At 67.9% G+C, this 26471-nt stretch carries 25 protein-coding genes; 14 read left to right on the plus strand and 11 right to left on the minus strand.

Annotated features, from left to right (window positions below):
* Positions 1–159 precede the first annotated feature (159 nt).
* Positions 160–510, plus strand: a complete 351-nt coding sequence (locus tag ACZK08_RS12450; protein WP_065182880.1) for a ligand-binding protein SH3 — start codon at positions 160–162, stop codon at positions 508–510.
* Positions 511–613: 103 nt separating this feature from the next.
* On the opposite strand, the gene serS is transcribed toward ACZK08_RS12450, so the two are convergent.
* Positions 614–1894 (minus strand): serine--tRNA ligase, encoded by a 1281-nt coding sequence (serS, locus tag ACZK08_RS12455; RefSeq protein WP_065176021.1) that lies wholly within the window; start codon positions 1892–1894, stop codon positions 614–616.
* A 113-nt stretch (positions 1895–2007) separates the two neighbouring features.
* Between serS and ACZK08_RS12460 the strand changes: the two genes are divergently transcribed.
* Positions 2008–2646 (plus strand): energy transducer TonB, encoded by a 639-nt coding sequence (locus tag ACZK08_RS12460; RefSeq protein WP_053515537.1) that lies wholly within the window; start codon positions 2008–2010, stop codon positions 2644–2646.
* Positions 2647–2765: 119 nt separating this feature from the next.
* Positions 2766–3335, plus strand: coding sequence for an energy transducer TonB (locus tag ACZK08_RS12465; protein WP_065182881.1), 570 nt, complete (start codon positions 2766–2768; stop codon positions 3333–3335).
* 122 nt (positions 3336–3457) lie between these two features.
* On the opposite strand, the gene aroA is transcribed toward ACZK08_RS12465, so the two are convergent.
* The 4 genes from aroA to ACZK08_RS12485 form a co-directional block, all read right to left on the minus strand.
* A complete protein-coding gene (gene aroA, locus ACZK08_RS12470) occupies positions 3458–4774 on the minus strand; it encodes a 3-phosphoshikimate 1-carboxyvinyltransferase (RefSeq protein WP_053515516.1) in 1317 nt (438 codons plus the stop codon).
* 75 nt (positions 4775–4849) lie between these two features.
* Positions 4850–6046 carry a prephenate dehydratase gene (gene pheA, locus ACZK08_RS12475; protein WP_065182882.1) on the minus strand — a complete coding sequence of 399 codons (1197 nt, stop codon included), beginning with the start codon at positions 6044–6046 and terminating at the stop codon, positions 4850–4852.
* Positions 6047–6098: 52 nt separating this feature from the next.
* Positions 6099–7184 carry a 3-phosphoserine/phosphohydroxythreonine transaminase gene (gene serC, locus ACZK08_RS12480; protein ID WP_053515512.1) on the minus strand — a complete coding sequence of 362 codons (1086 nt, stop codon included), beginning with the start codon at positions 7182–7184 and terminating at the stop codon, positions 6099–6101.
* Positions 7185–7346: 162 nt separating this feature from the next.
* A complete protein-coding gene (locus ACZK08_RS12485; protein WP_065176024.1) occupies positions 7347–8150 on the minus strand; it encodes an FHA domain-containing protein in 804 nt (267 codons plus the stop codon).
* A gap of 124 nt (positions 8151–8274) precedes the next feature.
* On the opposite strand from ACZK08_RS12485, the gene ACZK08_RS12490 reads away from it, so the two are divergent.
* The 3 genes from ACZK08_RS12490 (at position 8275) to ACZK08_RS12500 (ending at position 10364) form a co-directional block, all read left to right on the plus strand.
* A complete protein-coding gene (locus ACZK08_RS12490) occupies positions 8275–8550 on the plus strand; it encodes a polyhydroxyalkanoic acid system family protein (RefSeq protein WP_053515509.1) in 276 nt (91 codons plus the stop codon).
* An 80-nt stretch (positions 8551–8630) separates the two neighbouring features.
* Positions 8631–9122, plus strand: coding sequence for a phasin family protein (locus tag ACZK08_RS12495; RefSeq protein WP_053515508.1), 492 nt, complete (start codon positions 8631–8633; stop codon positions 9120–9122).
* 237 nt (positions 9123–9359) lie between these two features.
* Positions 9360–10364 (plus strand): restriction endonuclease, encoded by a 1005-nt coding sequence (locus tag ACZK08_RS12500; RefSeq protein ID WP_053515506.1) that lies wholly within the window; start codon positions 9360–9362, stop codon positions 10362–10364.
* Between the two features lie 24 nt (positions 10365–10388).
* Here ACZK08_RS12500 and hutC read toward each other — a convergent pair whose 3' ends face one another.
* Both hutC and ACZK08_RS12510 read right to left on the minus strand, forming a co-directional pair.
* Positions 10389–11117 carry a histidine utilization repressor gene (gene hutC, locus ACZK08_RS12505; RefSeq protein ID WP_053515504.1) on the minus strand — a complete coding sequence of 243 codons (729 nt, stop codon included), beginning with the start codon at positions 11115–11117 and terminating at the stop codon, positions 10389–10391.
* A gap of 27 nt (positions 11118–11144) precedes the next feature.
* A complete protein-coding gene (locus ACZK08_RS12510; protein WP_065182883.1) occupies positions 11145–12515 on the minus strand; it encodes a formimidoylglutamate deiminase in 1371 nt (456 codons plus the stop codon).
* A gap of 67 nt (positions 12516–12582) precedes the next feature.
* Between ACZK08_RS12510 and hutI the strand changes: the two genes are divergently transcribed.
* The 6 genes from hutI (at position 12583) to ACZK08_RS12540 (ending at position 21695) form a co-directional block, all read left to right on the plus strand.
* Positions 12583–13806 carry an imidazolonepropionase gene (gene hutI, locus ACZK08_RS12515; RefSeq protein WP_065176027.1) on the plus strand — a complete coding sequence of 408 codons (1224 nt, stop codon included), beginning with the start codon at positions 12583–12585 and terminating at the stop codon, positions 13804–13806.
* Positions 13803–15344 (plus strand): histidine ammonia-lyase, encoded by a 1542-nt coding sequence (gene hutH, locus ACZK08_RS12520; RefSeq protein ID WP_065182884.1) that lies wholly within the window; start codon positions 13803–13805, stop codon positions 15342–15344. The genes hutI and hutH overlap by 4 nt, the downstream gene beginning before the upstream one ends.
* Complete coding sequence (gene hutG, locus ACZK08_RS12525; RefSeq protein ID WP_065176028.1) at positions 15341–16195, plus strand: N-formylglutamate deformylase; 855 nt, start codon at positions 15341–15343, stop codon at positions 16193–16195. The genes hutH and hutG overlap by 4 nt, the downstream gene beginning before the upstream one ends.
* Entirely contained in the window at positions 16192–17859 is a 1668-nt protein-coding gene (gene hutU / locus ACZK08_RS12530; RefSeq protein ID WP_478452212.1) for a urocanate hydratase, read from the plus strand. Before hutG ends, hutU begins: the two co-directional genes overlap by 4 nt.
* A 139-nt stretch (positions 17860–17998) precedes the next feature.
* Positions 17999–19432: a serine hydrolase domain-containing protein gene (locus tag ACZK08_RS12535; protein ID WP_065182886.1), complete on the plus strand. Its 1434-nt coding sequence runs from the start codon at positions 17999–18001 to the stop codon at positions 19430–19432.
* Positions 19433–19586: 154 nt separating this feature from the next.
* Complete coding sequence (locus tag ACZK08_RS12540; RefSeq protein WP_065182887.1) at positions 19587–21695, plus strand: TonB-dependent receptor family protein; 2109 nt, start codon at positions 19587–19589, stop codon at positions 21693–21695.
* Positions 21696–21849: 154 nt separating this feature from the next.
* Here ACZK08_RS12540 and ACZK08_RS12545 read toward each other — a convergent pair whose 3' ends face one another.
* Together ACZK08_RS12545 and ACZK08_RS12550 are read right to left on the minus strand one after the other, a co-directional pair.
* Positions 21850–22230, minus strand: coding sequence for a VOC family protein (locus ACZK08_RS12545; RefSeq protein WP_065182888.1), 381 nt, complete (start codon positions 22228–22230; stop codon positions 21850–21852).
* A 44-nt stretch (positions 22231–22274) separates the two neighbouring features.
* Complete coding sequence (locus tag ACZK08_RS12550; protein ID WP_065182889.1) at positions 22275–22856, minus strand: TetR/AcrR family transcriptional regulator; 582 nt, start codon at positions 22854–22856, stop codon at positions 22275–22277.
* A 68-nt stretch (positions 22857–22924) separates the two neighbouring features.
* Between ACZK08_RS12550 and ACZK08_RS12555 the strand changes: the two genes are divergently transcribed.
* Positions 22925–23470 (plus strand): thioesterase family protein, encoded by a 546-nt coding sequence (locus tag ACZK08_RS12555; RefSeq protein WP_065176034.1) that lies wholly within the window; start codon positions 22925–22927, stop codon positions 23468–23470.
* 45 nt (positions 23471–23515) lie between these two features.
* On the opposite strand, the gene ACZK08_RS12560 is transcribed toward ACZK08_RS12555, so the two are convergent.
* Both ACZK08_RS12560 and ACZK08_RS12565 read right to left on the minus strand, forming a co-directional pair.
* Positions 23516–24307, minus strand: coding sequence for an SGNH/GDSL hydrolase family protein (locus ACZK08_RS12560; protein ID WP_478452214.1), 792 nt, complete (start codon positions 24305–24307; stop codon positions 23516–23518).
* A 30-nt stretch (positions 24308–24337) separates the two neighbouring features.
* The gene (locus ACZK08_RS12565; protein ID WP_065182891.1) at positions 24338–25300 is read right to left on the minus strand and encodes a DUF2268 domain-containing putative Zn-dependent protease; all 963 of its coding nucleotides are present in this window, start codon (positions 25298–25300) and stop codon (positions 24338–24340) included.
* 138 nt (positions 25301–25438) lie between these two features.
* Here ACZK08_RS12565 and ACZK08_RS12570 point away from each other — a divergent pair, with 138 nt between their 5' ends.
* The gene (locus ACZK08_RS12570; protein WP_065182916.1) at positions 25439–26422 is read left to right on the plus strand and encodes a hypothetical protein; all 984 of its coding nucleotides are present in this window, start codon (positions 25439–25441) and stop codon (positions 26420–26422) included.
* Positions 26423–26471: the final 49 nt, after the last annotated feature.

Here is a 26471-nt window from a genome sequence, read left to right on the forward strand (position 1 = left end):
CCACCCCGGCGGCCCCGCAATGCGGGGCCGTTTTTTTGTGGCCCGGTTCCCGCCCGCCGGGCATGGCCCGGCGCTACCCGATCGGTGTGCTGACGCCGGGCCGTACCCGAACGGTGTGATAGCGCCGGGCCATGCCCGGCGGAGACGGTACAGTGGGCCATGAACTACATCGTGACGACCACGCACCGCAGCGAATTCCCACACCCGATCACCCTGCTCCGCGGCCAGGCGCTGGTGGTAGGCGAGCGCTATGAAGGCCCGGAGGGCTGGGAGGACGGGTTCCTGTGCCAGGCCGAGGGGCAGCAGCCTGGATTCGTGCCGGCACCGGTGATCGGTCGCGATACGCAGGGTGACGCGTTTGCCACCGCGGATTACTGCGCGCGGGAGCTGGATGTGAATCCGGGGCAGAGGCTGCGCGGGCTGCGCACACTGAATGGTTGGGCGTGGTGCATGCCCGAGGCGGGCGAAGCGGGATGGGTGCCGTTGGAGAAGGTGCGGGTTGTGGAGTGATCGCGGGGCTCATCCACGCAAGGCGTGGATGTAGCCGCATTGCAGATCCACGCCATGCGTGGATTCGGTGCCATGCAAGCATGGCACCCACCTGAGCCGGTTGTCAGGCGATGGTTTCCAGCCCACCCATGTACGGGCGCAGCGCTTCCGGCACGGTGATGCTGCCGTCGGCGTTCTGGTAGTTCTCCATCACCGCGATCATCGCGCGGCCGACCGCTACGCCCGAGCCGTTCAGGGTGTGCACCAGCTCGGGCTTGCCGGTGGCCGGATTGCGCCAGCGCGCCTGCATGCGGCGGGCCTGGAAGTCACCACAGTTCGAGCACGAGGAGATCTCGCGGTAGGTTTCCTGCGACGGCAGCCAGACTTCCAGATCGTAGGTTTTCACCGCCGCGAAGCCCATGTCGCCGGTGCACAGCAGCACCTTGCGGTACGGCAGACCCAGCTTTTCCAGCACGACTTCCGCACAGCGGGTCATGCGCTGGTGCTCGGCCTCGCTGTCTTCCGGCTGGCAGATCGAGACCAGCTCGACCTTCTCGAACTGATGCTGGCGGATCATGCCGCGCACGTCGCGGCCGCCGCTGCCGGCCTCGGCACGGAAGCACATCGAATGCGCGGTCATGCGCAGCGGCAGGCGCTCGGCGTCGATGATCTCGTCGCGCACGATGTTGGTCAGCGGCACTTCCGAGGTGGGGATCAGGTAGCGCGTGGACTCGCCGACGGCCGTCTTGAACAGGTCATCCTCGAACTTCGGCAGCTGGCTGGTGCCGCGCAGCGATTCGGCGTTGACCAGCAGCGGTACGTTGGTTTCCTCGTAGCCGTGTTCGCCCGTGTGCAGATCGACCATGAACTGGGCCAGCGCACGGTGCAGGCGCGCGATCGGGCCGCGCAGCACGGTGAAGCGCGAACCGGACAGCTTGGCGGCGGTTTCGCCATCCAGCCAGCCGTTGCGGGCGCCCAGTTCGACGTGGTCCAGCACCTTGAAATCGAACTGGCGCGGGGTACCCCAGCGCGCCTGCTCGACGTTGTCGTTCTCGTCGGCACCGGCCGGTACGTCGTCGGCCGGAATGTTCGGAATACCCAGCGAGATTGCTTCGATCTTCTCGCGCAGCTCGTCCAGCGCCACTTCCGACGCCTTCAGTTCGTCGGCGAAGGCGGCGACCTCGGCCATGATGGCCGAGACGTCCTCGCCCTTGGCCTTGGCCTGGCCGATGGCCTTGGAGCGGCTGTTGCGCAGGCTCTGCAGCTCCTGGGTCCGCACCTGGATGCGCTTGCGATCGGCCTCCAGGGACTCCAGGGCAGACACGTCGAGCTCGAAGCCGCGGCTGGTGCGCAGGCGTTCGGCGAGGTCGGCGGGCTGGTGGCGGAGCAGGGCTGGATCAAGCATGGCAGGTGTCGTGGTGGGTGTCAGGACCGGGATTATCGCCTGTTATGCGGATTTCTGCCGCCCGGTTCATTCGGGCCGTGGCAGAATCGGGCTATTCCGTACTGGTCCGGTCCATGTCTGCACCCCGCTCGTCGTCCGCCAAGTCGTTCACTGTGCATATTCCGCGCAACGCCCTGAAGATCGCCGGCATCGCTTTCGGCGTGGGGGTGCTGCTGTTCGTGGTGGTCTGGCTGACCGGCCGCGACAAGGAATTCTTCCGCGCCGACCCTGCGGCACAGACGCCGCAGGAAACCGCCCAGGTGGAGCCTCTGCCGGAACCCCTGCCGGCGGCAGCCGGGTCCAGCGACATGCCCGACGCCAAGCCGGCGCCGGCACCGGAAGACGCCCCGAAGCTGGTGGAAACCGCTCCGCCCCCGCCGCCTGCAATGGCTGAACCGGCACCCGCTGCGCCCGGCACCGTGCCGGTCGCCGGTGGCGGCAGCCAGCCCATGCCGATCGCGGGCCAATCGCCGCCGCCGGCCTATCCAGCCGCCGCACTGCGTGCGGGCGAAACCGGCAGTGTGGTGGTGCGGGTAGAGGTGGACGCTACGGGCTATCCGAACAACGTCACCGTCATCCAGCGCAGCGGCTCGCGTGACCTGGACCGCGCAGCGACCGACGCGGTGCGCCGCTGGCGCTTCACCCCGGCGCAGAGCAACGGGCAGGCGGTGCCGGGCACCATTGAAGTGCCGTTCGACTTCAAGACGCAGTAACTGAACGCATACCGGAAGGCAAACTGAACCCTCCCGGTTGCGTTGACGCAACACTGACACTTTTCTTCGTGGCCTCGGGCAACACTCGGCACGTCGTCAACCGACGTAAGGAGTTTGCGATGACTGTCACCACCCATGAAGACCTTCATTCGCCGCAGATGCAGCAGGACGGTACGCCGCGCCGGGCCACATCGCCTTGGCTGTGGGTCGCGCTGATCGTGGCGATGTTCGCGGCCGCGCTGCTCTGGCTGCGCTATTTCGGACCGGATGAGGTGGCGCCTGCACCGGTCGGCGAGCGCATGCTGCCAGCCACCGAACAGACGCCTGTTGCCGAAACGGCACCGCCTGCCGCACGACAGGCCACGCCGGCCACGAGCGAGCGCAAGGCAGTGCCGGCGGTGCGCAACCGCGAGGCGCGCCCGCTCGCCAGCAACAGCAAGCCGGACTATCCGGCAGCTGCGCTTCGTAACGGTGTGCAGGGCAGCGTGATCGCCAGCCTTGATGTGGATACCCGCGGCAACGTCACCAATGCCGCGATCGTGTCGCGCAGTGGCGAACGCAGCCGTGACCTGGATCGTGCGGTCCTGCGCACGGTGCAGAACTGGAAGTTCCAGCCGGCCATGCAGGATGGCCGTGCTGTGGCCAGTGTGGTGCGGGTCCCGGTGGATTTCCGTACCGAGCAGCGTTGATCGCGGACGAGGGGTTCGTGATGTTCGACGGAGGCTTCGGCCTCCGTCATTTTATCTGCACGTCTGATGCCTGCTCGCCGGGCATGGCCCGGCGCTACCGATTCGGCGGGCCTGGCCGGGCACTACCGATGATCTGAGAGGTTGAATCCGGCGCTGCGTGCCAGGCCGTCGAAGTCGGGAAACGAGGTGGCCACGTTGGCGATGTCGTTGATCCGTACTTCGCCGTCGCTGATCTGGCCGGCAATGGCAAAGGCCATGGCGATGCGATGGTCGCCGTGGCTTTCGATGGTGCCGCTGCCCAGACGCGTGCCGCCATGCAGGGTCGCACCGTCTTCGGTTTCATCCACCTGCATGCCCAGCGCGCGCAGGCCGGTGGCCATCGCTGCCAGGCGATCCGATTCCTTCACCCGCAGCTCTGCTGCGCCGCTCACCACGGTCTGGCCTTCGGCGGCGGCGGCGGCGACGAACAGGGCCGGGAATTCATCGATCATGTCCGGCACCAGCGCTTCGGGAATGCGCGCGCCCTTCAGCGGCGCGTAGCGCACCACCAGGTCAGCGACCGGCTCGCCGCCCTGCTCGGCTGGATTTTCTTCGGTGATGTCCGCCCCCATCAGCCGCAGTGCATGCAGCAGGCCGGTGCGACGCGGGTTCAGGCCAACCTGCTTCAGGCGCAGCTCGGAGCCGGGAATGATGCTGGCGGCCACCAGGAAGAACGCTGCCGAGGAAAAATCGGCAGGCACCGCGATGTTGGTGGCACGCAGGCGCTGGCCACCGTGCAGGCGCGCCTTGCCCGGCGAGAACTCGATCTGCACGCCGAACGCGGACAGCATGCGCTCGGTGTAGTCGCGGGTGGGGTGCGGTTCGACGACGCTGGTTTCGCCCTGTGCGTACAGGCCTGCCAGCAGCACGGCCGACTTGATCTGCGCGCTGGCCACCGGCGAGGTGAACGCGATGCCGTGCAGTGCCTGGCCACCGTGCACGTGCAGCGGCGGCGTGCCATCGTCCTGGGTATCGATCTTCGCCCCCATCTGCGACAGCGGGCCGGTGACACGGCGCATCGGCCGGCCGGACAGCGATTCGTCGCCGATCAGGGTGCAGTCGAACGACTGCCCGGCCAGCAGGCCCGCCAGCAGGCGCATGCCGGTGCCGGCGTTGCCGCAGTCCAGCGCTGCGCTGGGCGCCTGCAGGCCATCGATGCCGACGCCGTGGACGATGCGCTGCGACGGGCTGGGGGTTTCGATGCGCACGCCCAGCTGGCTGAAGATGCGCGCGGTGGCGCGGGTGTCTTCGCCTTCCAGGAAACCCTCGATGTGAGAGGTGCCGTCAGCCAGCGCGGCAAACATCACCGAACGGTGCGAAACCGACTTGTCGCCGGGAATGGTGAGGCTGCCCTGCAGCGGCTGGCCCTTGCGGGCGATCCAGTGTTGCGCGTTGCTCATCGTTCGATCATTCCGTAGACGCCGGCGGGCCGGCGGTGCATCAAGGGGCGGTGGCCGCGGCCACCGCGGCAGGCATCAGGGCACGGCCACCGGATAGGAGCCGAGGACCTTGATCTGCGCCGAGTGTGCTTCCAGTTCGGCCAGCGCGGCCTGCATCGGCGCGTCGTCGATGTGGCCGGCCAGGTCGATGAAGAAGCCGTACTCCCACTTGCCGTGGTGCGAAGGCCGCGACTCGATGCGGTTCATGCTGATGCCGTGCCGCGCGAACGGACTGAGCACGTCGAACAGCGCACCCGGCTTGTCATGGATGAAGACCAGCACCGAGGTACGGTCATGGCCGGAGGTCGGGAAGATGTTGCGGCCCACCACCAGGAAACGGGTGGTGTTGTCGGCATCGTTCTGGATCGGCTTGGTCACCACCTTCTTCAGGCCGTACACGTGGCCGGCACTTTCGCCACCGATGGCCGCCGCATCGTCGGCGTTGCGCGCGCGGCGTGCGCCTTCGGCGTTGCTGGAGACCGGAATCTTCTCGGCCTTGGGCAGGTTGGCGCGCATCCACGCCGAGGTCTGCATGAACGACTGCGGGTGGCCGTAGACGCGTTCGATGTCCTCGATGCGGCCGCTGCGCGACATCAGGTACTGCTGCACGCGCAGTTCCACTTCGCCGCAGATCTTCAGGTTGGAGGTCAGGAACATGTCCAGGGTGATCTGGATGGTGCCCTGCCCCGAGTTCTCCACCGGCACCACGCCGAAATCGGCGTTGCCCGCTTCCACTTCCTGGAAGACTTCTTCGATGCTGGCCAACGGCAGGCCCAGCGCCGAGCGACCGAAATGCTTGAGCACGGCCTGCTGGCTGAAGGTGCCTTCCGGGCCGAGGTAGCCGATCTTCAATGGCTCCTGCTGGGCCAGGCAGGCCGACATGATCTCGCGATAGACGTGCACCAGCACTTCATCGCTGAGCGGGCCTTCATTGCGGTCCACCACCATGCGCAGCACCTGTGCTTCACGCTCGGGGCGGTAGTAATCGACGGCGGCGGCAAGCTTGCCCTTGGCCTTGCCGACCTGGTGGGCGAACTGCGCGCGCTCGGCGATCAGGCGCTGGATGTCGCGGTCGATCTGGTCGATCTTCGAACGCACGTCGGCCAGTGCCAGCGGCGCCTGGGTGGGGGCCGGCGTCGATGCAGCCCTGGCCTTGGACGTGCCCTTGGACGCAGCGCTGTCCTTGGCCGGTGCGGCCTGCTTCGGCGCGTTCTTGCTGGATTTGCTTGCCATCGGAATTCCCTGTTGCGTGGGCACGCACCCGACGGTGCGCGCCGTTCATTGCTCAGCCGTAGCGCTGCTGGAAGTCGGCCATGAAGGCGACCAGCGCCTCCGCACCCGCCAGCGGCATGGCGTTGTACAGCGAAGCACGGATGCCGCCGACCACCTTGTGACCCTTCAGCGCCAGCAGCCCGGCGGCCTTGGCCTCGGCGACGAAACGCGCATCGAGGTCGGCGTTGGGCAGGAAGAACGGGATGTTCATCCGCGAGCGCGCCGCGTGCGCGACTTCATTGCGATAGAAGCCGCCGGACGCATCAATGGCGCCGTACACCAGCGCGGCCTTGGCCGCATTGCGCCGGGCGAACTCGGCCACGCCACCTTCGGCCAGCATCCACTTGAACACCAGCCCGGCCAGGTACCAGTTCCAGGTGGGCGGGGTGTTGAGCATCGAGTCGCGCGCCACGTGCGAGCGGTAGTCGAAGATGTCCGCGCGCGGCTGGCCACTGCGCTCCAGCAGGTCGCGACGGATGATCATCACCGCGATGCCGACCGGGCCCAGGTTCTTCTGTGCGCCCGCGTAGATGACGCCGTAGCGGCGCACATCCAGCGGTTCGCTGGCGATGGACGAACTGAAATCGGCCACCAGCGGCACATCGCCGGTATCGGGCACGTCACGGAACTCGACGCCGTGGATGGTCTCGTTGGCGGTGATGTGCACATAGGCCGCATCGGGCGAAAGCTGCCAGCTGCTGCGCGCGGGCAGCTCGCGGTAGCCCCCGTCCTCGCTGCTGCCAGCGATGTTGACGTCCACATAGGGGCCGGCCTGCTTGACCGCCGTCCTGCCCCAGTGGCCGCTGACCACGTAGTCGGCACGCTGGCCGGGGCTTGCGAAATTCAGCGGGATCAACGCCTGCTGGGTGGTGGCGCCGCCGGACAGGAACAGCACGGCGTAGTCCTCGGGAATGTCGAGCAGGCGGCGCAGGTCCGCCTCGGCCTCGGCGGCGACGGACATGAATTCCGCACCGCGATGGCTCATTTCCACGATCGAGGCGCCGGTACCGTGCCAGTCCAGCATTTCCGCCTGCGCCTGGCGCAGGACCGATTCCGGCAAGGTTGCAGGGCCGGCACTGAAGTTGAACGCGCGCGTCATGTCACACCTGTGGGGCAAGATCCCTAGTATGCCGCAGTGCACCAGCCTTGCGGCCTTGCGCGGCAAGGGAAATTTGGTTTCATCGGAATCCATCGCCCGCGGCACTGCACCGGTAGTCGCCGACCTGGGCCGGCGCCTGCCCGAAGCACGGAGACGACAGGCTCAGCGCGCGCCGAACCAGAGCAGCAGGCTGAGCAGCGCAGCCAGCAGCAGTGCGCTGACCAGCAGCCACGGCCAGCGGCGGACCCGGCGCGGAGGAAGGGGCTCGGCAGGCGCCCGTTCGGCCTCGTGGCTGGACTCATCCTCGGCCGCCAGCGGCCGCCGGCGCGGATCACGCGGCACTTCCAGCACGAAACGGTGCTGGCCATCGAATACCACCTGGTCGCCCGGTTGCAGCCAGCAGTGGCGCACGGCCACGCCGTTGACGCAGGTGCCATCGGCGCTGCCCAGGTCACGCAGCAGGACGCGATCGCCGTGCACTTCCACGCGCGCGTGCTGTTCGGCGAACGCCGGATCGTCGATGGCGATGTCGGCCTCGGTGCCGCGGCCGATCACGCGGGCGCGCGACAAGGTGAAACTGCGGCCATGGTGCAGGCCACCGACGCCCCGCAGCAGGCGCTGCTCGTCGCCGGCATCCTCGCCGTCCGGTGACGGCGCCTGCAGTAGGCTCTCGGCTTCGCCCCGCAGGACCATTTCCACGCCATCGACATACACCGCATCGCCGGCGCGCAGCAGCGCCATGCGCCGTACCGGACGGCCGTTGACATGGATGCCGCGGATGCCGTTGCCGACCTGGAGCCAGAGGCCGCGATCATCCATGCAGAACTGCGCCAGCAGCAACGCGCCGTTGCCTGCTTCGCCCAGCCGCACGCTGCCGTTGGCATGGCGCACGATGCGTTGCACCCCGGGCCGCAGCGGCTGGTCGGGCTGTTGTTGTTGACTGAAGTGAACAAGCAGGTTCTGCACGCGGCGCAGCCTAGCAGGTTGGCCGGCATCGAAGAAGAACCCCGGATGAGCGCTTGGCGCGGACGCGATCGATGCGCACAATGCTCGCCCTCTCTGATCACCCCGCCCTGCGCCAGGAGCCTGCATGTCCACCATCGATGTCCGCCACGCCCACGCCCTGCCCGACGCACAGGCGCGCGAGGCGATCGAACAGGTTGCCGCCAAGCTGGCCGAGCGCTTTGGCCTGAAGTCCTCGTGGAGCGCCGATGTGCTGAATTTCTCCGGCAGCGGCGTGGACGGCGCGATCGAGCTGCAGCCGGGCGCCGTGCGGGTGACCGCCAAGCTCGGCTTCCTGCTGTCGGCAATGAAAGGCATGGTCGAAAGCGAAATCCAGCGCGTGCTGAAGGAAAAGCTGGGCTGAACCACGACAGCGGCCGTCACGGCCCTGCAACGGCGGCGCGCGCTACTCTCGGGGCAGGTCCAACTCCCACGGGAAGTGCGATGAACCGCTACGAAAACGACGACCGCCGCGACGACGACGCCACCTTTGGTGAACAGGCCGGACGCTTCTCACGCAAGCTGAGCGATTCGGCCCAGCAGGTCTGGCTGGCCGGACTGGGTGCGCTGGGCCGGGCACAGGCCGAAGGCAGCCGTTTCTTCGATGGGCTGGTGAAGGAAGGCGAGGCCTGGGAGGCCCGCCGCCGCGAGCGCGCCAGCGAGCAGGGCCCGGGATGGCGTGACAACGTCGAGTCCTCGCTGGATGAGGCGCGCGAGAAGGCCTCGGGCACCTGGAACAAGGTCGAAAAGGCCTTCGACGACCAGGTGCAGGGCGTGCTCAAGCGCCTGCATGTGCCCACCGCCGACGAGCTCACCGCGCTGGAGGCACGCCTGGACGCCCTGCATGCGCGCCTGGCCAAGCTGGAGACGCGGGCGGCCTCGGGCAGCGATGCGCCGGCCCCGGGCAGCCACCAGTCGCCGGGCAGCGTGCCCTGACGATGGATTGTTGCAATGCAATAAAATTTGCCTGACAATCGCGAGCAACCCGCCAATCGCTTCGCCTGCCGTTTGTTCCCTCCCCTCACGGCTTCAGGATTGGCGGGTTTTTCGTGCCTGAGGAACGCCGATCTGAGCGTTCCATCACGCTTGCTGTGGGGAACGTCCTGACCCTGCCAGGCAGTGCGCGCTTTACACTGTCTGCTTCCGTTTTCGCCCCTTCCGCGCTCTCCCTGCATGCTTCCCTGGATTCTGGCCCTGCTGTCGGCCCTGCTTATCTGTTCCCTGGCCGTCGTTCACCTGTGGTGGATCAAGCGGCGGCAGAAGGAGATGCAACTGGGCCTGCAGGCCTTGGCCGGCATGCACTGGCGGGAGTTCTCCGCGCTGGTCAAGCGGATGCTGCGCGAGCAGCGCGGCCTGCGCGAACTGGAGGTTCCTGCCGAGGATGCCCGCGAGCCCAGCAGCGATTTCCTGCTCAGCGATGGCCCCAATACCTGGCGGGTGTCCTGCAAGCATGGCTTGGCCTATCGCATCGGTACCGCTGCGGTGAACGAACTGGGCGCGGCAGCGCGGCTGGCCGGGGCCAAGGGCGGCGTGCTGATCACCGAAGGCCGGATCCAGCGCGATGGCCGCAGTGCCGCCGAGCTGCAGGCCGTGGAGGTGCTGGACGGCCCGCGCCTGTGGCCATTGCTGCAGCCCTATCTGCCGGCCGACATCGATGCGCGCGTGCGCGCCACTGCGCGCCACGAGGCCCTGCGTCGCATCGCCATTGCCGCGTTGGCCTCGGTAACCGTCGGCCTGCTGGTCGGCCTCGGCCTGCAGGGCCTGCACCTGGCGTCACCGGCGCCGCAGGCGGTGACCGCCCCTGCCTCCGCCGACATCGCCGCCGCGGCGCCTGCCGCTGTCTCCCAGGCGCCCGCACCGGCAGCGGCGGCGCCTGCTGCTGCCGTTTCCACGCCGGCAGACGATGGCCACAGCGATCCCAACCCGGATATGGCGACCCTTGACCGTTACCAGGCGGATCTGGCCCGGGCGCTGGCTGGCCAGCCCGGCATTGCCAGCGGCGTCTGGCTGACCCGGCAGACCCTGGCGATCAACCGCACCGGCGAACTTGACGATGTATGGCCGCGCGTCTGCACGCAGGTCCTGCGCTACCCCGCGCTGCGCACGGTGCGCGTGCAGCTCAATGCCCGCCCCGGCGTGGATGAGCCGGTGCGCTGGCGGCAGTGCGCGACGTATTGATCTGAACGCGCGGAAGCGTGCGCGCTAGCGCGCGCCGGGCGCGAAGCGGGCCACCAGATCCCAGGCATCGCCGAGGAACACCTGGCGCACGCGGGTGATGGGCTGTTCGCCCCGCCAGGTCAGGCGTTCGATCACCAGGCAGGCGGTGCCCGGCTTCACGTCCAGCAGGCGGGCAGACGCCGTGTCCGCACCCCACGCGCTGATGCGGTGCTGCGCCCGGGTCCAGGACACGTTCTGCAACAGCCAGCTGCCCGGCGCGGTGGTGCTGAAGTCCACCTCCAGCACCTCCGGTACACCCACCGGGCTGATCAACCGGTGCTCCAGCGCCAGCGGGCGGCCGTCGGCAAGATGCAGGCAGCGCATCGCCAGCAGCATTTCACTGCCGGCCAGCTCCACTTCACCGGCATTGCCGGCGTCGGCCAGGCGCAGCTCGCGCTGCAGCAGCCGGTACCCGTACTGGTGGCCACGCGAGCCGACCTCCATCGCGATGTCCGGAATCTCCAGCGCCACCTGTTCCAGATGCGGTGGCTGCCGGGCGACGAACGAACCGGCCCGGCGGCGACGCTCGATCATGCCGCTCTCGGCCAGCGCGGTCAGCACCTTGTTGACGGTCATCCGCGAGCAGCCGTACTGCTCCATCAGTTCGTGCTCATAGGGGATGCGGAAACCCGGCGCCCACTCTCCGCTGAGAATGCGGCTTTCCAGGTCGCTGCGGATGCGCTGGTTGAGCGTGGCGGACTTGCTGGCCTTCACGTGACAGGTCTCGATGGCGGGAAGCGATCAGCCCAGCACGCCGCGCAGGGCGGTAGCGAAGGCGGTGGTGATCGCCTCGCGCTGGAGGTGGCGGCCTTCGGCCACGCATTGGCGGCCATTGCGCCAGACCGATCGCAGCGCGCCATTACGTGCGGCGAACACCCAGCTGTCAAGCCATGCGTCATCCCGTCGCGCCTGCAGCGCGGGGTGTGCGGCGTCCAGTTCGAGCAGGTCGGCACTGGCCCCGACCTGCAGACCTGCGGCCACGCCCAATGCCTGTGCGCCGCCGTGCAGCGCGCCCTCGAACAGGAATCTGCCGCTGCTGCGGCTGGCATCGGCAGCCAGCACGTTGCGCCCACGCAGCGCCAGGCGTTGGCCGTATTCGAGCAGGCGCAGTTCCTCGGCCGCATCGATCAGCACGTTGGAATCGGACCCCACGCCGAAGCGCCCGCCTTCGCGTACGAACGCCTGCATCGGGAACAGGCCATCGCCCAGATTGGCTTCGGTGATCGGGCACAGGCCGGCGACGGCCCGGCTGGCGACGATGGAGGCGCGCTCGTCATCGGATATGTGGGTGGCGTGCACCAGGCACCAGCGCGCGTCCACCTCGGCGTGCGCGTACAGCCACTGCACGGGACGCTGTCCACTCCACGCCAGGCAGGCGTCGACTTCGCGCACCTGCTCGGCGATGTGGATGTGCACCGGGCCGTCGGTCAGCGGCAGCAACGCACTCAATTCCTCGCCGGTGACTGCACGCAGGCTGTGCGGCGCGATGCCGAGCACCGCGTCCGGCAGCGCGGCCAGTGCCGGCTTGGCGGCGTCCAGCAGCTGCGCGAAACCGTCCACGTCGTGGATCAGGCGACGCTGCGCCGGATTCGGCGGCGCGCCACCGAAATCGGCATGTGCATAGAACACCGGCAGCAGGGTCAGGCCGATACCGGTCTGGTCGGCCGCCGCCGCGATCCGCGCACTCATCTCGGCCCGGTCGGCGTAGGGCCGCCCCTCCGTATCGTGGTGCAGGTAATGGAACTCGCCGACACGGGTGAAGCCGCTTTCCAGCATCTCCATGTATGCCTGGGCAGCGATGGCCTGCACTGCGTCCGGGCGCAGGCGGGCAAGGAAGCGGTACATCAGTTCGCGCCAGCTCCAGAAACTGTCGCCGTCGCCGCCCCCGATCTCGGTCAGGCCGGCCATGCCGCGCTGGAACGCATGGCTGTGCAGGTTCGGCAGGCCCGGCACCAGGATGCCGACCCGGGCATCCCCATCCTGCGCGGGCTGCCCCACATCGATCGCGGCGATGCGCCCCGCCTGCACCTGCAGGCGGACATCGCGGGCCCAGCCATCGGCCAGCAGGGCGTGGGCGGCATGGAAACAGGACGGGGAACGCGAATCGGACATGGCTGGACAACCCGAAATGGACACCTATATTGTATAGACATATAAGCACAGCCGCAGTGTGGATGCCATGCATGTCGATATCCTCTGGTCCAACGTCCATCTGATCACCCTCGACGGTGAGGGCCTGGGTGTCCTCCGTGACGGCGTGCTGGCCTGCGCGGGCGGCCGCATCGTCCACGTCGGCCCGGCCGGCAGCGATGCCCATCTGCAGCCGACCACCCGCATCGACGGCGAAGGCCGCTGGGTCTCGCCCGGCCTGATCGACTGCCACACCCACCTGGTCTACGCCGGCAACCGCGCCAACGAATTCGAGCAGCGCCTGCAAGGTGTGAGCTATGCCGACATCGCCCGCGCGGGCGGCGGCATTGTCTCCACCGTGCGCGCCACCCGCGCCGCAACGCCAGCCCAGCTTGCCGCCGAGAGCCGTCCTCGCCTGCTGGCGATGCGCGCCGAGGGCGTGACCACGATCGAGATCAAGTCCGGCTACGGCCTGACCCTGGACGACGAGCGCAAGCAGCTGCAGGTCGCACGCGCGCTGGGCGAGGAATGCCGGGTGAATGTGGTGCCGACCTTCCTGGGCGCCCATGCGGTTCCCCCGGGCCGCCAGGCGCAGGAGTACATCGACGAGGTCTGCGACGTGATGATTCCGGCCATCGCGGCCGAGAGCCTGGCCGAAGCCGTGGACGTGTTCTGCGAGAACATCGCATTCTCCCCTGCGCAGGCGCGGCAGGTGTTCGACGCCGCACGCGCGAACGGACTGGCGGTGAAGATCCATGCCGAGCAGTTGAGCAACCAGCACGGCGCAGAGCTTGCCGCCGGCTTCGGCGCGCTGTCGGCCGATCACATCGAACATCTGGATGACGCCGGCATCGCCGCGATGGCGGCGGCCGGCACCGTTGCCGTGCTGCTGCCGGGCGCGTTCTATTTCACCCGCGATACCACCCCGCCGCCGATTGCCGCGCTGCGTGCAGCGGGTGTGCCGCTGGCACTGGCCACCGACAGCAACCCGGGCACCTCGCCGCTGACCAGCCCGCTGCTGGCGATGAACATGGGCGCGACCCTGTTCCGCCTGACGGTGGACGAGTGCATCGCCGGCTTCACCCGCGAAGCAGCGCGTGCGCTGGGCCATGGCGACCGCATCGGGCGCCTGGCCGTGGGCATGGACTGCGACCTGGCGATCTGGGACATCGACGCGCCCGCCGACCTGGTCTACCGCATTGGATTCAACCCGCTGCACGCGCGCGTGGTGCGCGGTCAGCCCGACCTGCCTGCCTCCTGGAGCAACACATGAGCAACACCCTGGTTCTTCGCCCCGGCCATGTCACCCTCGCCCAGTGGCGACAGGTCTATCGCGGTGCGCCGCTTGCGCTGGATCCGGCGGCGCTGCCGGTGGTACGCGCCAGTGCCGCCGCCGTGGCTGCCATCGTCGCCAAGGGTGCGCCGGTGTACGGCATCAATACCGGCTTCGGCAAGCTGGCCAGCGTGCGCATCGAGCGCGAGGACCTGGCCACGCTGCAGCGGAACATCGTTCTTTCGCACGCCGCAGGCGTGGGTGAGCCGATGCCCGCCAGCGTGGTGCGGCTGATGATGGCGCTGAAGCTGGTCAGCCTGGCCCAGGGGGCTTCCGGTGTGCGCGAGGAGACGCTGCTGCTGCTGGAGGCGATGCTGGTCAAGGGCGTGTTGCCGGTGGTGCCGGCGCAGGGCTCGGTCGGCGCATCGGGTGACCTCGCACCGCTTTCGCACCTGGCCAGCGTGATGCTGGGCGTGGGCGAAGCCTTCATCGGCGATGAGCGGCTGCCGGCCCGGGACGCACTGGCGCGGGCCAGCCTGCAGCCGGTTGAACTGGGCGCGAAGGAAGGCCTGGCCCTGCTCAATGGCACCCAGTTCTCCACCGCCTATGCACTGGCCGGCCTGTTCGAGATCGAGACCGTGTTCCAGGCCGCGCTGGTCACCGGCGCACTGTCGGTGGAAGCGGCGAAGGGATCGGATACACCGTTCGATCCGCGCATCCATGCCATTCGTGGCCAGCGCGGACAGATTGCCACGGCCGCCACGCTGCGCACGCTGATGCAGGACTCGGGCATCCGTGAATCGCATCGCGACAACGACGTGCGGGTGCAGGATCCGTATTGCCTGCGCTGCCAGCCGCAGGTGATGGGTGCGGCACTGGACATCCTGCGCCAGGCCGCCACCACGCTGGAAATCGAAGCCAACGGCGTGTCCGACAATCCGCTGGTGTTCACCGACACCGGCGAGGCGCTGTCCGGCGGCAACTTCCACGCCGAGCCGGTGGCCTTCGCGGCCGACATGCTGGCGATGGCGGTGTGCGAGATCGGTTCGATCAGCGAACGCCGCCTGGCCATGCTGGTGGATCCGGCACTGTCCGGCCTGCCGGCTTTCCTGACCCCGCGCCCCGGCCTGAATTCCGGCTTCATGATTCCGCAGGTGACCGCCGCCGCGCTGGTGTCCGAGAACAAGCAGCGGGCCTATCCGGCCAGTGTGGATTCGATCCCGACCTCGGCCAACCAGGAAGACCACGTGTCCATGGCCGCGCACGGTGCGCGCCGGCTGATGCAGATGGCCGAGAACGCGGCCAATGTGATCGGCATCGAACTGCTCGCCGCCGCACAGGGCTGTGACTTCCATGCGCCGCTGCGCTCCAGCGCTGCACTGGAGAACGTACGCGCCACCCTGCGCGCGCAGGTGCCGACCCTGCAGGACGACCGCTACTTCCACCCGGACATGGTGGTTGCCACCTCGCTCGTGCGCAGCGGCGCGCTGGCACGGGGCCTGGAAGCTGTCCTTCCGACCGTGGAGCCGCAGGCATGAATGCCCACCCCGAATGGCTGACGGTGCACGAGGGCGATGCCCCGCTGATCGTCAGCTTCCCGCATACCGGCAGCGAGCTGCCGCACGATCTGATCGGCGACTATCACTCGCCATGGCTGGCGCGTCGCGACGCCGACTGGTGGGTGCACGAACTGTACGACTTCGCACGCGGCATGGGCGCGACCACCGTGCGGTCGGCGATCTCGCGTTCGGTGATCGATCTCAACCGCGATCCCAGCGGGGTATCGCTGTACCCGGGCCAGAACACCACCGGCCTGTGCCCGCTGACCACCTTCGACAACCAGCCGCTGTACCACGCCGGGCGCGAGCCGGACGAAGCGGAGATCGCGCGCCGTCGGGACACCTATTTCGCGCCTTACCACGACGCGCTGGCCGCGCAGATCGCGCGGCTGCGCGCACGTCACGGCACGGTGGTGGTGTATGACGCGCACTCGATCCGCTCGCACATTCCACACCTGTTCGACGGTGAACTGCCGCAGTTCAATCTCGGCACCGCCGGTCCGTCCGGCGCACCGGATACCTCCTGCGACAACGCACTGAGCGACGTGGTGGAGAACCTGCTGAAGATCAGCGGCATGAGCCAGGTGCGCAACGGCCGCTTCAAGGGCGGCTGGATCACCCGCCACTACAGCAACGTGGCCGGCGGCGTGCACAGCCTGCAGATGGAACTGGCCTGTCGCGGCTACATGCACGAACCCCTGCCGGACCAGGTGGACGAGCACAGCTGGCCCACCCCGCTCGATCCCGACCACGCCGCACCGCTGCGCCACACCCTGGCGCAGGTGCTCAATGCCTGCCTTGAATTTGCTACGAACCGGAGCGCCGCATGACCCGCAACGACCCGTCCCGCACCCTTGCCGCACCGACCGGCACCACGCTCAACGCCAAGAGCTGGCTGACCGAAGCACCGCTGCGCATGCTGATGAACAACCTGCATCCGGACGTGGCCGAACGGCCGCAGGAACTGGTGGTGTACGGCGGCATCGGCCGCGCCGCGCGCGACTGGGAGAGCTTCGATGCCATCGTCGAAACGCTCAAGCGCCTGGACGATGACCAGACCCTGCTGGTGCAGTCGGGCAAGCCGGTGGGCGTGTTCCGCACGCATGCCGATGCGCCGCGCGTGCTGATCGCCAACTCCAACCTGGTGCCGCGCTGGGCCAACTGGGACCACTTCAACGAGCTGGATAAGAAGGGCCTGGCCATGTACGGCCAGATGACCGCCGGCAGCTGGATCTACATCGGCGCCCAGGGCATCGTGCAGGGCACCTACGAGACGTTCGTGGAAATGGGCCGCCAGCACTTCGGCGGCGATCTCACCGGCAAGTGGTTGTTCACCGGCGGCCTGGGCGGCATGGGCGGCGCTCAGCCGCTGGCGGCAGTGATGGCGGGTGCGTCCTGCCTGGCGGTCGAGTGCCGCAGGAGCAGCATCGACATGCGCCTGCGCACCGGCTACCTGGACACCTGGACCGACAACCTGGACGAAGCCCTGCGCCTGATCGATGAAGCCTGCAAGGCGGGCACGCCGAAATCGGTGGGCCTGCTCGGCAACGTTGCCGATGTGCTGGCCGAACTGCTCAAGCGCGGCGTGAAGCCGGACCTGCTGACCGACCAGACCTCCGCGCACGACCCGGTGAACGGCTACCTGCCGCAGGGCTGGACCGTCGAACAATGGGACGAGAAGCGGGTTTCCGCGCCGAAGGAAGTGGAAAAGGCCGCGCGTGCCTCGATGGCCAACCACATCCGCGCCATGCTCGGCTTCCACGCACTGGGCGTGCCGACCGTCGATTACGGCAATAACCTGCGGCAGATGGCGCTGGAAGAAGGCGTGGCCAATGCCTTCGATTTCCCCGGCTTCGTCCCGGCCTACATCCGTCCGCTGTTCTGCCGCGGCATCGGCCCGTTCCGCTGGGCCGCGCTGAGTGGCGATCCGGAAGACATCGCCAAGACCGATGCCAAGGTGAAGGAGCTGATTCCGGACAACCCGCACCTGCACCGCTGGCTGGACATGGCCGCCGAGAAGATCAAGTTCCAGGGTCTGCCGGCGCGCATCTGCTGGGTGGGCCTGGGTGACCGTGATCGGCTGGGGCTGGCCTTCAACGAAATGGTCGCCAACGGTGAGCTGAAGGCGCCGGTGGTGATCGGCCGCGACCACCTGGACAGCGGCAGCGTCGCTTCGCCGAACCGCGAAACCGAAGCCATGGCCGACGGTTCCGACGCAGTCTCCGACTGGCCGCTGCTGAACGCGCTGCTCAACACCGCCAGCGGTGCGACCTGGGTATCGCTGCACCACGGCGGCGGCGTGGGCATGGGCTTCTCGCAGCACGCCGGCATGGTCATCGTCTGCGATGGCACCGAGGCGGCCGCCAAGCGCATCGGTCGTGTGCTGTGGAACGACCCGGCCACCGGCGTGATGCGCCACGCCGATGCGGGGTATGACATCGCGATCGAGTGCGCGAAGGAGAAGCGGCTGGATCTGCCGGGAATTCTGGGCTGATCGTGACCCGGGTGTCGCCGGGCATGGCCCGGCGCTCCCGGCGCGGTACCTGCGATGCCGGGCATGGCCCGGCGCCATGCGCTTGACCCCGCCCCCGCCGCTGACCAAGATGCGCCATCGCCACTGACGGATCATCGCGATGTACCGCGCCCTTGCCGCGCTCTTCTGTGCCTTGACCGTTGCCCTGCCTGCTCTGGCGGGGGATGTTCGCAACGATCTTCCGGCCCGGATGGATGCGCAGTTGCAGGCCAACCGCGAACGCTATGGCATCGCCGGCCAGGCGGTACTGGTCGCACACAACGGCCAGGTGCTGTACCAGGGCGCCAGCGGTGAACGTGATCCCGCTACCCATTCACCGGCCACCGTCGATACCATCTTCGCCGCGCAGTCGATGGCCAAGCTGCTGACCAGCACGCTGGTGATGCAGCTGGTCGATGAGGGCAAGGTGGATCTGGATGCACCCGCCAGCCGCTACGTGCCGGACTTGCCCGCAGCATGGCAGGCGATCCGTGTGCGTGATTTCCTCAACCACAGCTCCGGTATCGGCGAGTACTACGAGCGGGTGAACAACCGCTGGGTGAGCAACGGCTACAACGGTCTCGCACCCGATCTCGCCGCCGCACTGAAGGTCGCTGGTTCGGCACCGATGCAGTTCGCCACCGGCAGCCGCGTGCAGTACACGCAGGCCAACTATCTGGTGCTGACCGCATTGCTGCAAACGCATTACGGCAGGCCCTACCCGGCGATCGCCCGCGAACGCATCCTGCAGCCGTTGAAGATGGCCAGCACCTCGTGGGGTGTCGCCAGCGTGCCAGCCCAGCGCGCGGCCGTGCCGTACATCGGCAAGGATGGGCAGCTGCAACCGGCCAACGAAGACCCGTGGCCGGACTACGGCTGGGGCCATGCCGATCTGCAGACCAGCGTGGGCGACATGAACCGTTTCCTGCAGGCGCTGGCCACCGGCAAGCTGCTGCGTACGGCAACACTGGAAAAGCTCTGGCAGCCGCAGAGGCTGACCGATGGCCGCAGCAATTTCTTCTCCACCGGCTGGGATACCACCCGCAGCGACGGCTACACCCAGGTCGGTCACGATGGTGGCACCCGTGTACGTGCGCGATTGGCCTACAAGGGCACGCTGGCCAGCGGCTACTGGGTGTTCGTGTATCTGACCAACGGCAGCGCGCGCAACGTGTGGTCGAGCACGCTGGTGGAAAGCACGATGGCGGTGGCCGCACCGAAGGAATTTCCGCATGCGGTGTTGTCCGAACGCTTGATTGCCTATGCGCTGGAAGATGATGCAGGCGCTGCACCGGCCCTGCGCACATGGTTGCGCGACAGCAGCGGCATCGCTGCCAACGAACTGGAACGCGCGATCAACACCGATGGCTACGCCATCTTCGCGAACTTCGGTGCGCGCAGCGCGTTGAAGGTATTCGCCCTCAACACCGAGCTGTATCCGGATTCGGCCAATGTGTGGGACAGCCTGGCCGAGTGTCATGCGGCATTGGGTGAGAAGGATGTCGCAGAGCGGCTGTATGCGAAATCGAAGGCGCTGGCGAAACCGTCTTTGTAGAGCCGAGCCGATGCTCGGTCGGCTCCGTAAAAAAAAGCAGCCGAGCATGGGCTCGGCTCTACAGGTGCACCTGCCCCATACGCCGGTGATGGGTGACGTGGCGCCGTCGACCTGTTAACTTGCGCGCCACTTTCGTGGTTTACAGCATTTCCGCATGCCCCTCTCGTCGTACCGCCCCATCCCGTCGCTGTTGTTCCTGGCCGTTTCCCTCGGCCTTTCCTCCACCGCCGCCGCGGCCCCGCAGGCCACTACCCTTGATGCCGTGCAGGTCACTGCGGCCGATGCCAGCGCCCAGGCCCGCGAGGCGCTGAAGCGCGTACCCGGCGCCAGCAACGTCATCGACGTGGCCAAGGCCGACAGCCGACTGGCCAGCAGTGCCGATGTACTCGCCTTCCAGCCGGGCATCAGTGCGCAATCGGCCGGCAACGAAGGCACCAAGGTCTCGATCCGTGGCTCGGGCATCAATCGCGGCCCGGGCGCGCATGCCTCGGGCATTGCCGTGTCCCTCGACGGCCTGCCGTTGACCGGCCCCGGCGGCACGCCCTACGAACTGCTGGAACCGCTGTGGCTGTCGCGGGTAGAGGTGCTGCGCGGGGCCAACGGCTTCGAGCGCGGCGCGCTGGCGCTGGGCGGTGCCATCGACTATGTAAGCCGCAGCGGCCGTGATTCGGCCGGCGTGCAGCTGCACTACGAAGCGGGCAGCCGTGGCTACCAGAAACGCGGCATCAGCTGGGGCGGTGTCAACGGAGATCTCGATTACTTCCTGGCCTACACCGATACCGAGTTCGATGGTTATCAGCGCCATGCGCGCGGCGACGGCAAGGGCGCGATGGCCAACATCGGCTGGCAGATCACGCCCGACCTGCAGACGCGTTTCTTCGTTCGCTACCGCGAAACCAATCACGAAACGCCCGGTCGCTTGACCCGCGATCAGATCCGCAACGATCCGCATGCGGCGAACGCGGCCAACCTGGCCATCGATGCGCGCCGCCCGCAGCCGGGCAGTACCTGGGTCGGTAATGTCACCACGCTGCAGATCGACGAGGATTCTTCGCTGCAGGCCGGGCTGGTCTATCACACGTATCCGATGGACTTGAACGAGAGCCTGTACCGCCAGCAGCTGGACTACGCCAACCTCAACGCCACGCTGGACTACCACCACCGCCACCGGCTGTTCGGCCTGGACAGCCAAACCACGATCGGTCTGCGCGTCACCCACGATCTGGACGCCGATGTGCGCGAGTCGCTGCGCTTTGCCAGCAACGGCTATGCCGCCGGTACGCGCACGCGTGACTTCCGCCACCACGGCACCGACAGCACACTGCACGTCAGCAATACCCTCGCCTTCAATGACCGCCTGCGCATGCAGACCGGGCTGGCGTTGATCAACACCCGCCGCGATGTGCAGGTGACCTGGCCGAGCAGTGGCGGCCGCCTGCGCGACCACGACTGGGACTACGCACCGCGACTGGGCTTGACCTGGCAGCACAGCGCGCAGACCCAGTGGTTCGGCAACCTCAGCCGCTCGGTGGAAGCGCCGCATCCATGGTCGATGATCTGGGGCTCGAACCAATACTTCGGGCCGGGCAACGGACCGTCCAGCGGGCGCCAGCGCGCGCCGGTGCCGATGCAGAACCAGACCGCCACCACGCTGGAACTGGGCGCGCGCGGTAACGCGGCGCTGGGTCGCTGGGAACTGACCGGCTACTACGCGCACGTGAACCACGAGCTGCTGAGCGTGGAGTTGCAACCGGTGCCGAACCTGTTCATCGCAGAAAACAACGCCAGCCCCACCGTTCACCGCGGCATCGAAGCCGGTTTGGACAGCACGCTGTGGCAGGCCGCGCCGGGGCGCCTGTCGTTGCGCCAAGCGTACACCTTCAGTGATTTCCGTTACCGCCACGACGCGCGCTTCGGCAGCAACCGCCTGCCGGGCCTGCCGCGCCACAGCTACCAGGCCGAGCTGCGCTTCGATCATGCCTCCGGCCTGTACGCCGCGCTGAACACCGAATACGCCTCGCGCATCGCGGTGGACTACGCCAACAGCTACTGGGCCGACAGCCACGTGATCTTCGGCAGCCGCATCGGCTACGACGCACCCGGTGGGCGCTGGCAGGCGTGGGCGGAGATGCGCAACCTCGGTAACCGCCACTACGCGGCCACGGTCACGCCGGGCTACGACGACGCCGGCAAGGATGTCGCCCGCTCCACGCCTGGCGAAGGCCGGGGCATCTATGCAGGCGTGCGCTGGCGTTTCGATTGATCGCCCCGGGCGGCGCCGGGTGTGATCCGGCGTCGTCGTTTCAGCCACTTCGACGACGTACTCGGCAGCGTCCCACCGCGCGAACCATCGCTGGCGTGAGCTGCTGCGTGCGCTTGTGCTTGTCAGCGTGCGGGCGCCGAAACACCTGGCTGCGTCACTCCGGCCGCGCCTTGGTCACCGCTTCGATGCGATGGCCATCGGGGTCGACCACGAACGCCGCGTAGTAGAAGTCTCCGTAATCGGGGCGCGGCCCGGGCGCACCGTTGTCAGCGCCCCCGTTGGCCACGGCGGCTGCGTGGAAGGCATCCACGGCCGCTGCCGAGTCCGCGGCAAACGCTACGTGGAAACCGGGACCCGGCGCTGCGGCGTCATCACGCAGCTTCAGGCACAGCGCATCCTCATCATCGACCACCCCATAACCGATCGCGGTCTCGTCCTCGAAGACCCGGCGAAACCCAAGCGTGGCGAGTGCGGCATCGTAAAAGCGGCCTGCGGCATCGAGGTCACGGACGCCGAGGGAGAGGTGGTGCAACATGGGGACGTCCTTGCCGGGCACGCAGCAGCGCGTTCGCGTTGATTCTAGCGCGCAGGTGGCGCGACAGCCCTGAGCAGCTGCGCGGCGACCTGGTCAAACGGAGCGATATCCTGCAGCGCGCGGCACATCGCCACCGCGCCTTCCACGCTGGCAATCACCAGGCTGGCCAGCTCACCCGCAGCGGCTGGCGCATGTCCTTCGGCGACGAGCGCCGTGGCGAGATGATCGTGCCAGCGCACGAACACCTCGGCAGCTGCCGCGCGGGGCTGGCTCGGCACTGCGTCCATCGGCTCCTCAACGGCAGCGGCCAGCACCGGGCAACCCGCGCGGAACCCGGAGCGCAGCAGGCGCTCGCGCCACATCGCCAGAAACTGCTGCAGGCCCTGCACTGCGCCGCCGTTCAGCAGCGCCACCAGCAGCGCTTCCACCTTGTCGCCGGCCATAAGCGTGGCTCGCGCCAGCAGCTCCTGCTTGCCGCCGGGAAAGTGATGGTAGGTGGAACCCAGCGGCGCGTCGGCCAGCTTGGTCACTTCACGGATGCTGGTTGCATTCAGCCCGACCCGAGCCAGCATCTGCGCGGCGGCATCGATCACGCGCTGGGGAGCGTCGGACGTTCGCGGACTCATGGCTGCGCCTTGCTAAGACAGTCGCCATAGACTAGCGTACCGTCGATTCTATAACACTCGTAATAATCATGAATCTCTGGTTCCGCCTGCTCCATCTGCTGCTGTGCAGTCTGTTCCGGCCCAGGCTGGAGGCGCCTTTCGGCGTGTCGCGGCTGCAGTTCCGGGTGCTGCCCAACGATCTGGACAGCAACCTGCACATGACCAACGGCCGCTACTGGAACATCTTCGATCTGGGCCGGTTGGACCTGATCCTGCGCATGGGCCTGGGCAAGGTGGCGCTGCGCGAGAAATGGGCGCCGATCGTCGGCGCCGGCACCATCCAGTTCCGCCGCGAGCTCCGGCCATTCCAGCGCTTCACCCTGGAAACACGCCTGGCCGGCTGGGTCGGCACGCGCGTGATCATGGAGCAGCGCGTGCTGGTCGGCGACGGCCAGAAGATCGCCACGCGCGCCCTGCTGGTCACCGGTATCTATGATCGCCGCGCGCGTGCATTCGTGGGCATGCAGCAGATGATGGACGCCATCGGTTCGCCGCTGCCGCCCTCCCCCGCACTCAGCGCCGCCGCCGAAGCTCTGCTGGCTGCCGACGCTGCGCTGAAGCGCGACGACGACTGAGTTCCCACCAGCACAGCCCGACCTGCGGCATGGTCCTGCCGACCATCACCGGGCGGCGCGCCTCGCCAGTGCCTGGTTGATCGCAGCCTCGGCCAGCGGTGCCATCACCGCGTAGCCTTTCGTGGTGGGATGCACGCCGTCGCCGGCCAGGTCGGCATCCAGACCGCCCTGCGCGTTGGCCAACGGCGTGTGGTAATCCAGGTAGACCAGCTGTTGTTCGTCGGCATGGCGTTTCAGTGCACGGTTCAATGCGCGCACCTTCGCGGCGGGCTCGATACCAGGCATCCAGGGGTACTCGCTGACCGGCAGCACCGAGGCCAGCACCACGCTGATGCCCTGCGCTTTCGCCAGCGCCACCATCGCCTGCACGTTGTCTTCGATCATCGCCTGCGTGGCCTGGCCGGTATTGCCGGCGATATCGTTGGTGCCGGCCAGGATCACCACCACCTGGGGATGCAGCGCAAGCACATCCTGCGGGAAGCGAACCAGCATCTGCGCCGTGGTCTGGCCCCCGATGCCACGATTGAGATACCCCTTGCCGGGGAAGAAGGCGGCACTGCCCTCAGCCCCCCAGCCCTCGGTGATCGAGTCGCCGTAGAACACCACGCGTGGCTGTCCGGGCCGGGCAGCAGGCAGTGCTGCGTTGGCGTCACGATAGCGCTGCAGCTGTGGCCAATCCGCCAGACGCTGCTGCATGAAACGGACTTCGTCCGGCCGCAGCTGCTCCACTGGCCGTGTCAGCAGCGGGTTGATGGCGGGTGCATCGGCCGCGCTCACGCCGCCGGTCATCGCCAATGCCAGCGCGATGGCGCCGGCCGTCAAAGCAGGAATGCGCATGCCGATCTCCCGTAGCGTTCTGTTCCGCACTCAGCGTGCCGCAGCGCGTGCGGCCACGCCAGTCACCTTCGCCGGCATCCACATGCCCGGCGTCCAGCCACTGGCCGCCAGGATCGCCTTCGGCTCGTCCTGTTCGATCAGCGCGCGCACCGCTTCGCGCTTGTCCCTGGCCTGGAGGTAGTACGCCTTGGCGATGCGGTAGCCCACCCAGTAGCCCAGATCGTAGGGCGCGTCGGAACCGGGCGTGTAGTTGTACAGCCAGGGCGAAAGGTCGGTACTGTCCAGGTCCAGCGCGAATGCACTTTCGATGTGCACTTCCCTGCCCCGCGTCCATGCCGCGTGGCGTCCGTTGCCGACGTTGCCGGAAACCAGTTCGGTGATGAACTCGGCCACGCCTTCGGCCAGTGACAGGCGCAGCACCGTCGCACGCGGATCGCCCTGCTCGAAATCGATCGCACCGGTCTGCTGGATGTGCACGTACTCGTGCGCGATCACATGCACGAAGCGGTCCTGCACATTGGGGTTCATGAAGTCAGCCGCGCAAAGGGCTTCCAGCCCGATCAGCACGCCCCCCGGATGGGTCAGGCCGACCGGGCGACCGCGCCCGACCATGATCGCGACCGGTGGAAACCTCGCCTGCGGATAGATCGCCTGCAGATTGGCAAACACCTGCACCAGCCGCTGGCGTACCGCAGGCAGTTCATCCAGGCAGGTCCGGCCATTGGCGTACATCGCCGGGTCGCGACGCATGGCGTCGGCGATGCGCTCGGCGGTGACCCGTCGCCGGCTCGCGAACTCGCCCAGGCTGGGGGTCCCTTCGGCCAGGTACTGCGCCAGCTGCGCCACGCTGGGCTGGCCATCGGTTGTGTCGTAAAGGGCATAGAAGCGGCTGGCGTCGGAAATCAGGATCTCCGGCCCTGGCGCTGCACCATGGGCCACGCCGGCCGTCCCGGCCAGCGCCAGGGCAAGCAGGCCACGCAGGGAAACGAACATCGATCCGTCCTTGGTGGAGACAATGCCAGGCAGGCAATCTATCACTGCGCCCCCTTCGCCGCAGCAGGCGGGTGCGGCCGTTACGCCCCTGTGCCAGACTCACCTCGGCATCTGCCATGGATGATGGCGCACCGCACGATGATGATCGTTCCCGCGTACTGGGCCGAAGCCCGCCTGCAGGCCCGTTTCCGCGGCCGGCCGGTGGTCGTGCGTCGCTTCGGATGGTCCGACACAAGCCCTGCCGACGCTCAGGCACACGCCGAGCGCCGGGCCAACGAAGCGCTCAATGCCATCCTCGCCGGGCAGGCACTGCCGCGCCGCGAGGTCCGCAGCAACTACGGCGTGGAAGGCGTGCCGATCCGCGAGCAGATCGTGCAGCGCGATGGCGGCGTGGTGATCACCCGCAACAGCTACGGTGCGCTGTGCCTGAACACTCCGGACGTCCTGTTCGCCGACATTGACCACCCGCAACCACCGGCAGGATGTGTGATGCCCGTCGTCATCACGGCAACCCTGCTGCCTGCCGTTGCCCTCATCGGCACCCTGCTCTGGCACTGGCTGGTGGGGCTGGTACTGGGCGTGGCAGCCGTGGCTCTGGTGAATACCGCGATGCTGATGCAACGCAGGCGTCGCCTGGCCGCTGCCGGTGGCGCCGAGGGCGTGGCCCTGCAGCGGGTTGCGGACTTCAGCAGGCAGCACCCGGACTGGCATCTGCGCGCGTACCGGACGCCGGCCGGGCTGCGGATACTGGCCATGCATGCCACGTTCTCCCCCGGCGACGAGGCGCTGCAGGCGTTCTTCAACGCACTGGGCACCGACACGCTGTACGCGCGCATGTGCCGGCTGCAGCACTGCTTCCGGGCCCGGCTGACACCCAAACCATGGCGTGTCGGCCTGAAGTACCGCATCCGCCCGCCCGCCGCCGCGTGGTCGGCCGAGCAGGCCGACAATCCGGACCGACTGGCCTGGATTACGGAGTATGAAAGCAAGAGTGACGGCTTCGCTGCCTGCGCCTATCTGCGCAGCTTCGGCGACACCACCCGGGTACATGCCAGGGCCGAGCATGTGCGCGACCTGCATGATCGCCTTTCGCACGCGCAGGACCGCCTGCCACTGGCGTGAGCGCGGATGCCCAGGCAGCGCTCTCCACGGACAACTTCCCTGCTGGGGC

Source organism: Stenotrophomonas sp. 112478_Sma (assembly GCF_056479905.1).

What these genes read in the sequence shown, in the direction of transcription:
- ACZK08_RS12450 (WP_065182880.1), top strand. Translation starts at nt 160, where the DNA reads ATGAACTACATCGTGACGACCACGCACCGCAGCGAATTCCCACACCCG.
- serS (WP_065176021.1), bottom strand. Translation starts at nt 1,894, where the DNA reads ATGCTTGATCCAGCCCTGCTCCGCCACCAGCCCGCCGACCTCGCCGAA.
- ACZK08_RS12460 (WP_053515537.1), top strand. Translation starts at nt 2,008, where the DNA reads ATGTCTGCACCCCGCTCGTCGTCCGCCAAGTCGTTCACTGTGCATATT.
- ACZK08_RS12465 (WP_065182881.1), top strand. Translation starts at nt 2,766, where the DNA reads ATGACTGTCACCACCCATGAAGACCTTCATTCGCCGCAGATGCAGCAG.
- aroA (WP_053515516.1), bottom strand. Translation starts at nt 4,774, where the DNA reads ATGAGCAACGCGCAACACTGGATCGCCCGCAAGGGCCAGCCGCTGCAG.
- pheA (WP_065182882.1), bottom strand. Translation starts at nt 6,046, where the DNA reads ATGGCAAGCAAATCCAGCAAGAACGCGCCGAAGCAGGCCGCACCGGCC.
- serC (WP_053515512.1), bottom strand. Translation starts at nt 7,184, where the DNA reads ATGACGCGCGCGTTCAACTTCAGTGCCGGCCCTGCAACCTTGCCGGAA.
- ACZK08_RS12490 (WP_053515509.1), top strand. Translation starts at nt 8,275, where the DNA reads ATGTCCACCATCGATGTCCGCCACGCCCACGCCCTGCCCGACGCACAG.
- ACZK08_RS12495 (WP_053515508.1), top strand. Translation starts at nt 8,631, where the DNA reads ATGAACCGCTACGAAAACGACGACCGCCGCGACGACGACGCCACCTTT.
- ACZK08_RS12500 (WP_053515506.1), top strand. Translation starts at nt 9,360, where the DNA reads ATGCTTCCCTGGATTCTGGCCCTGCTGTCGGCCCTGCTTATCTGTTCC.
- ACZK08_RS12510 (WP_065182883.1), bottom strand. Translation starts at nt 12,515, where the DNA reads ATGTCCGATTCGCGTTCCCCGTCCTGTTTCCATGCCGCCCACGCCCTG.
- hutI (WP_065176027.1), top strand. Translation starts at nt 12,583, where the DNA reads ATGCATGTCGATATCCTCTGGTCCAACGTCCATCTGATCACCCTCGAC.
- hutH (WP_065182884.1), top strand. Translation starts at nt 13,803, where the DNA reads ATGAGCAACACCCTGGTTCTTCGCCCCGGCCATGTCACCCTCGCCCAG.
- hutG (WP_065176028.1), top strand. Translation starts at nt 15,341, where the DNA reads ATGAATGCCCACCCCGAATGGCTGACGGTGCACGAGGGCGATGCCCCG.
- hutU (WP_478452212.1), top strand. Translation starts at nt 16,192, where the DNA reads ATGACCCGCAACGACCCGTCCCGCACCCTTGCCGCACCGACCGGCACC.
- ACZK08_RS12535 (WP_065182886.1), top strand. Translation starts at nt 17,999, where the DNA reads ATGTACCGCGCCCTTGCCGCGCTCTTCTGTGCCTTGACCGTTGCCCTG.
- ACZK08_RS12540 (WP_065182887.1), top strand. Translation starts at nt 19,587, where the DNA reads ATGCCCCTCTCGTCGTACCGCCCCATCCCGTCGCTGTTGTTCCTGGCC.
- ACZK08_RS12545 (WP_065182888.1), bottom strand. Translation starts at nt 22,230, where the DNA reads ATGTTGCACCACCTCTCCCTCGGCGTCCGTGACCTCGATGCCGCAGGC.
- ACZK08_RS12550 (WP_065182889.1), bottom strand. Translation starts at nt 22,856, where the DNA reads ATGAGTCCGCGAACGTCCGACGCTCCCCAGCGCGTGATCGATGCCGCC.
- ACZK08_RS12555 (WP_065176034.1), top strand. Translation starts at nt 22,925, where the DNA reads ATGAATCTCTGGTTCCGCCTGCTCCATCTGCTGCTGTGCAGTCTGTTC.
- ACZK08_RS12560 (WP_478452214.1), bottom strand. Translation starts at nt 24,307, where the DNA reads ATGCGCATTCCTGCTTTGACGGCCGGCGCCATCGCGCTGGCATTGGCG.
- ACZK08_RS12565 (WP_065182891.1), bottom strand. Translation starts at nt 25,300, where the DNA reads ATGTTCGTTTCCCTGCGTGGCCTGCTTGCCCTGGCGCTGGCCGGGACG.
- ACZK08_RS12570 (WP_065182916.1), top strand. Translation starts at nt 25,439, where the DNA reads ATGATGATCGTTCCCGCGTACTGGGCCGAAGCCCGCCTGCAGGCCCGT.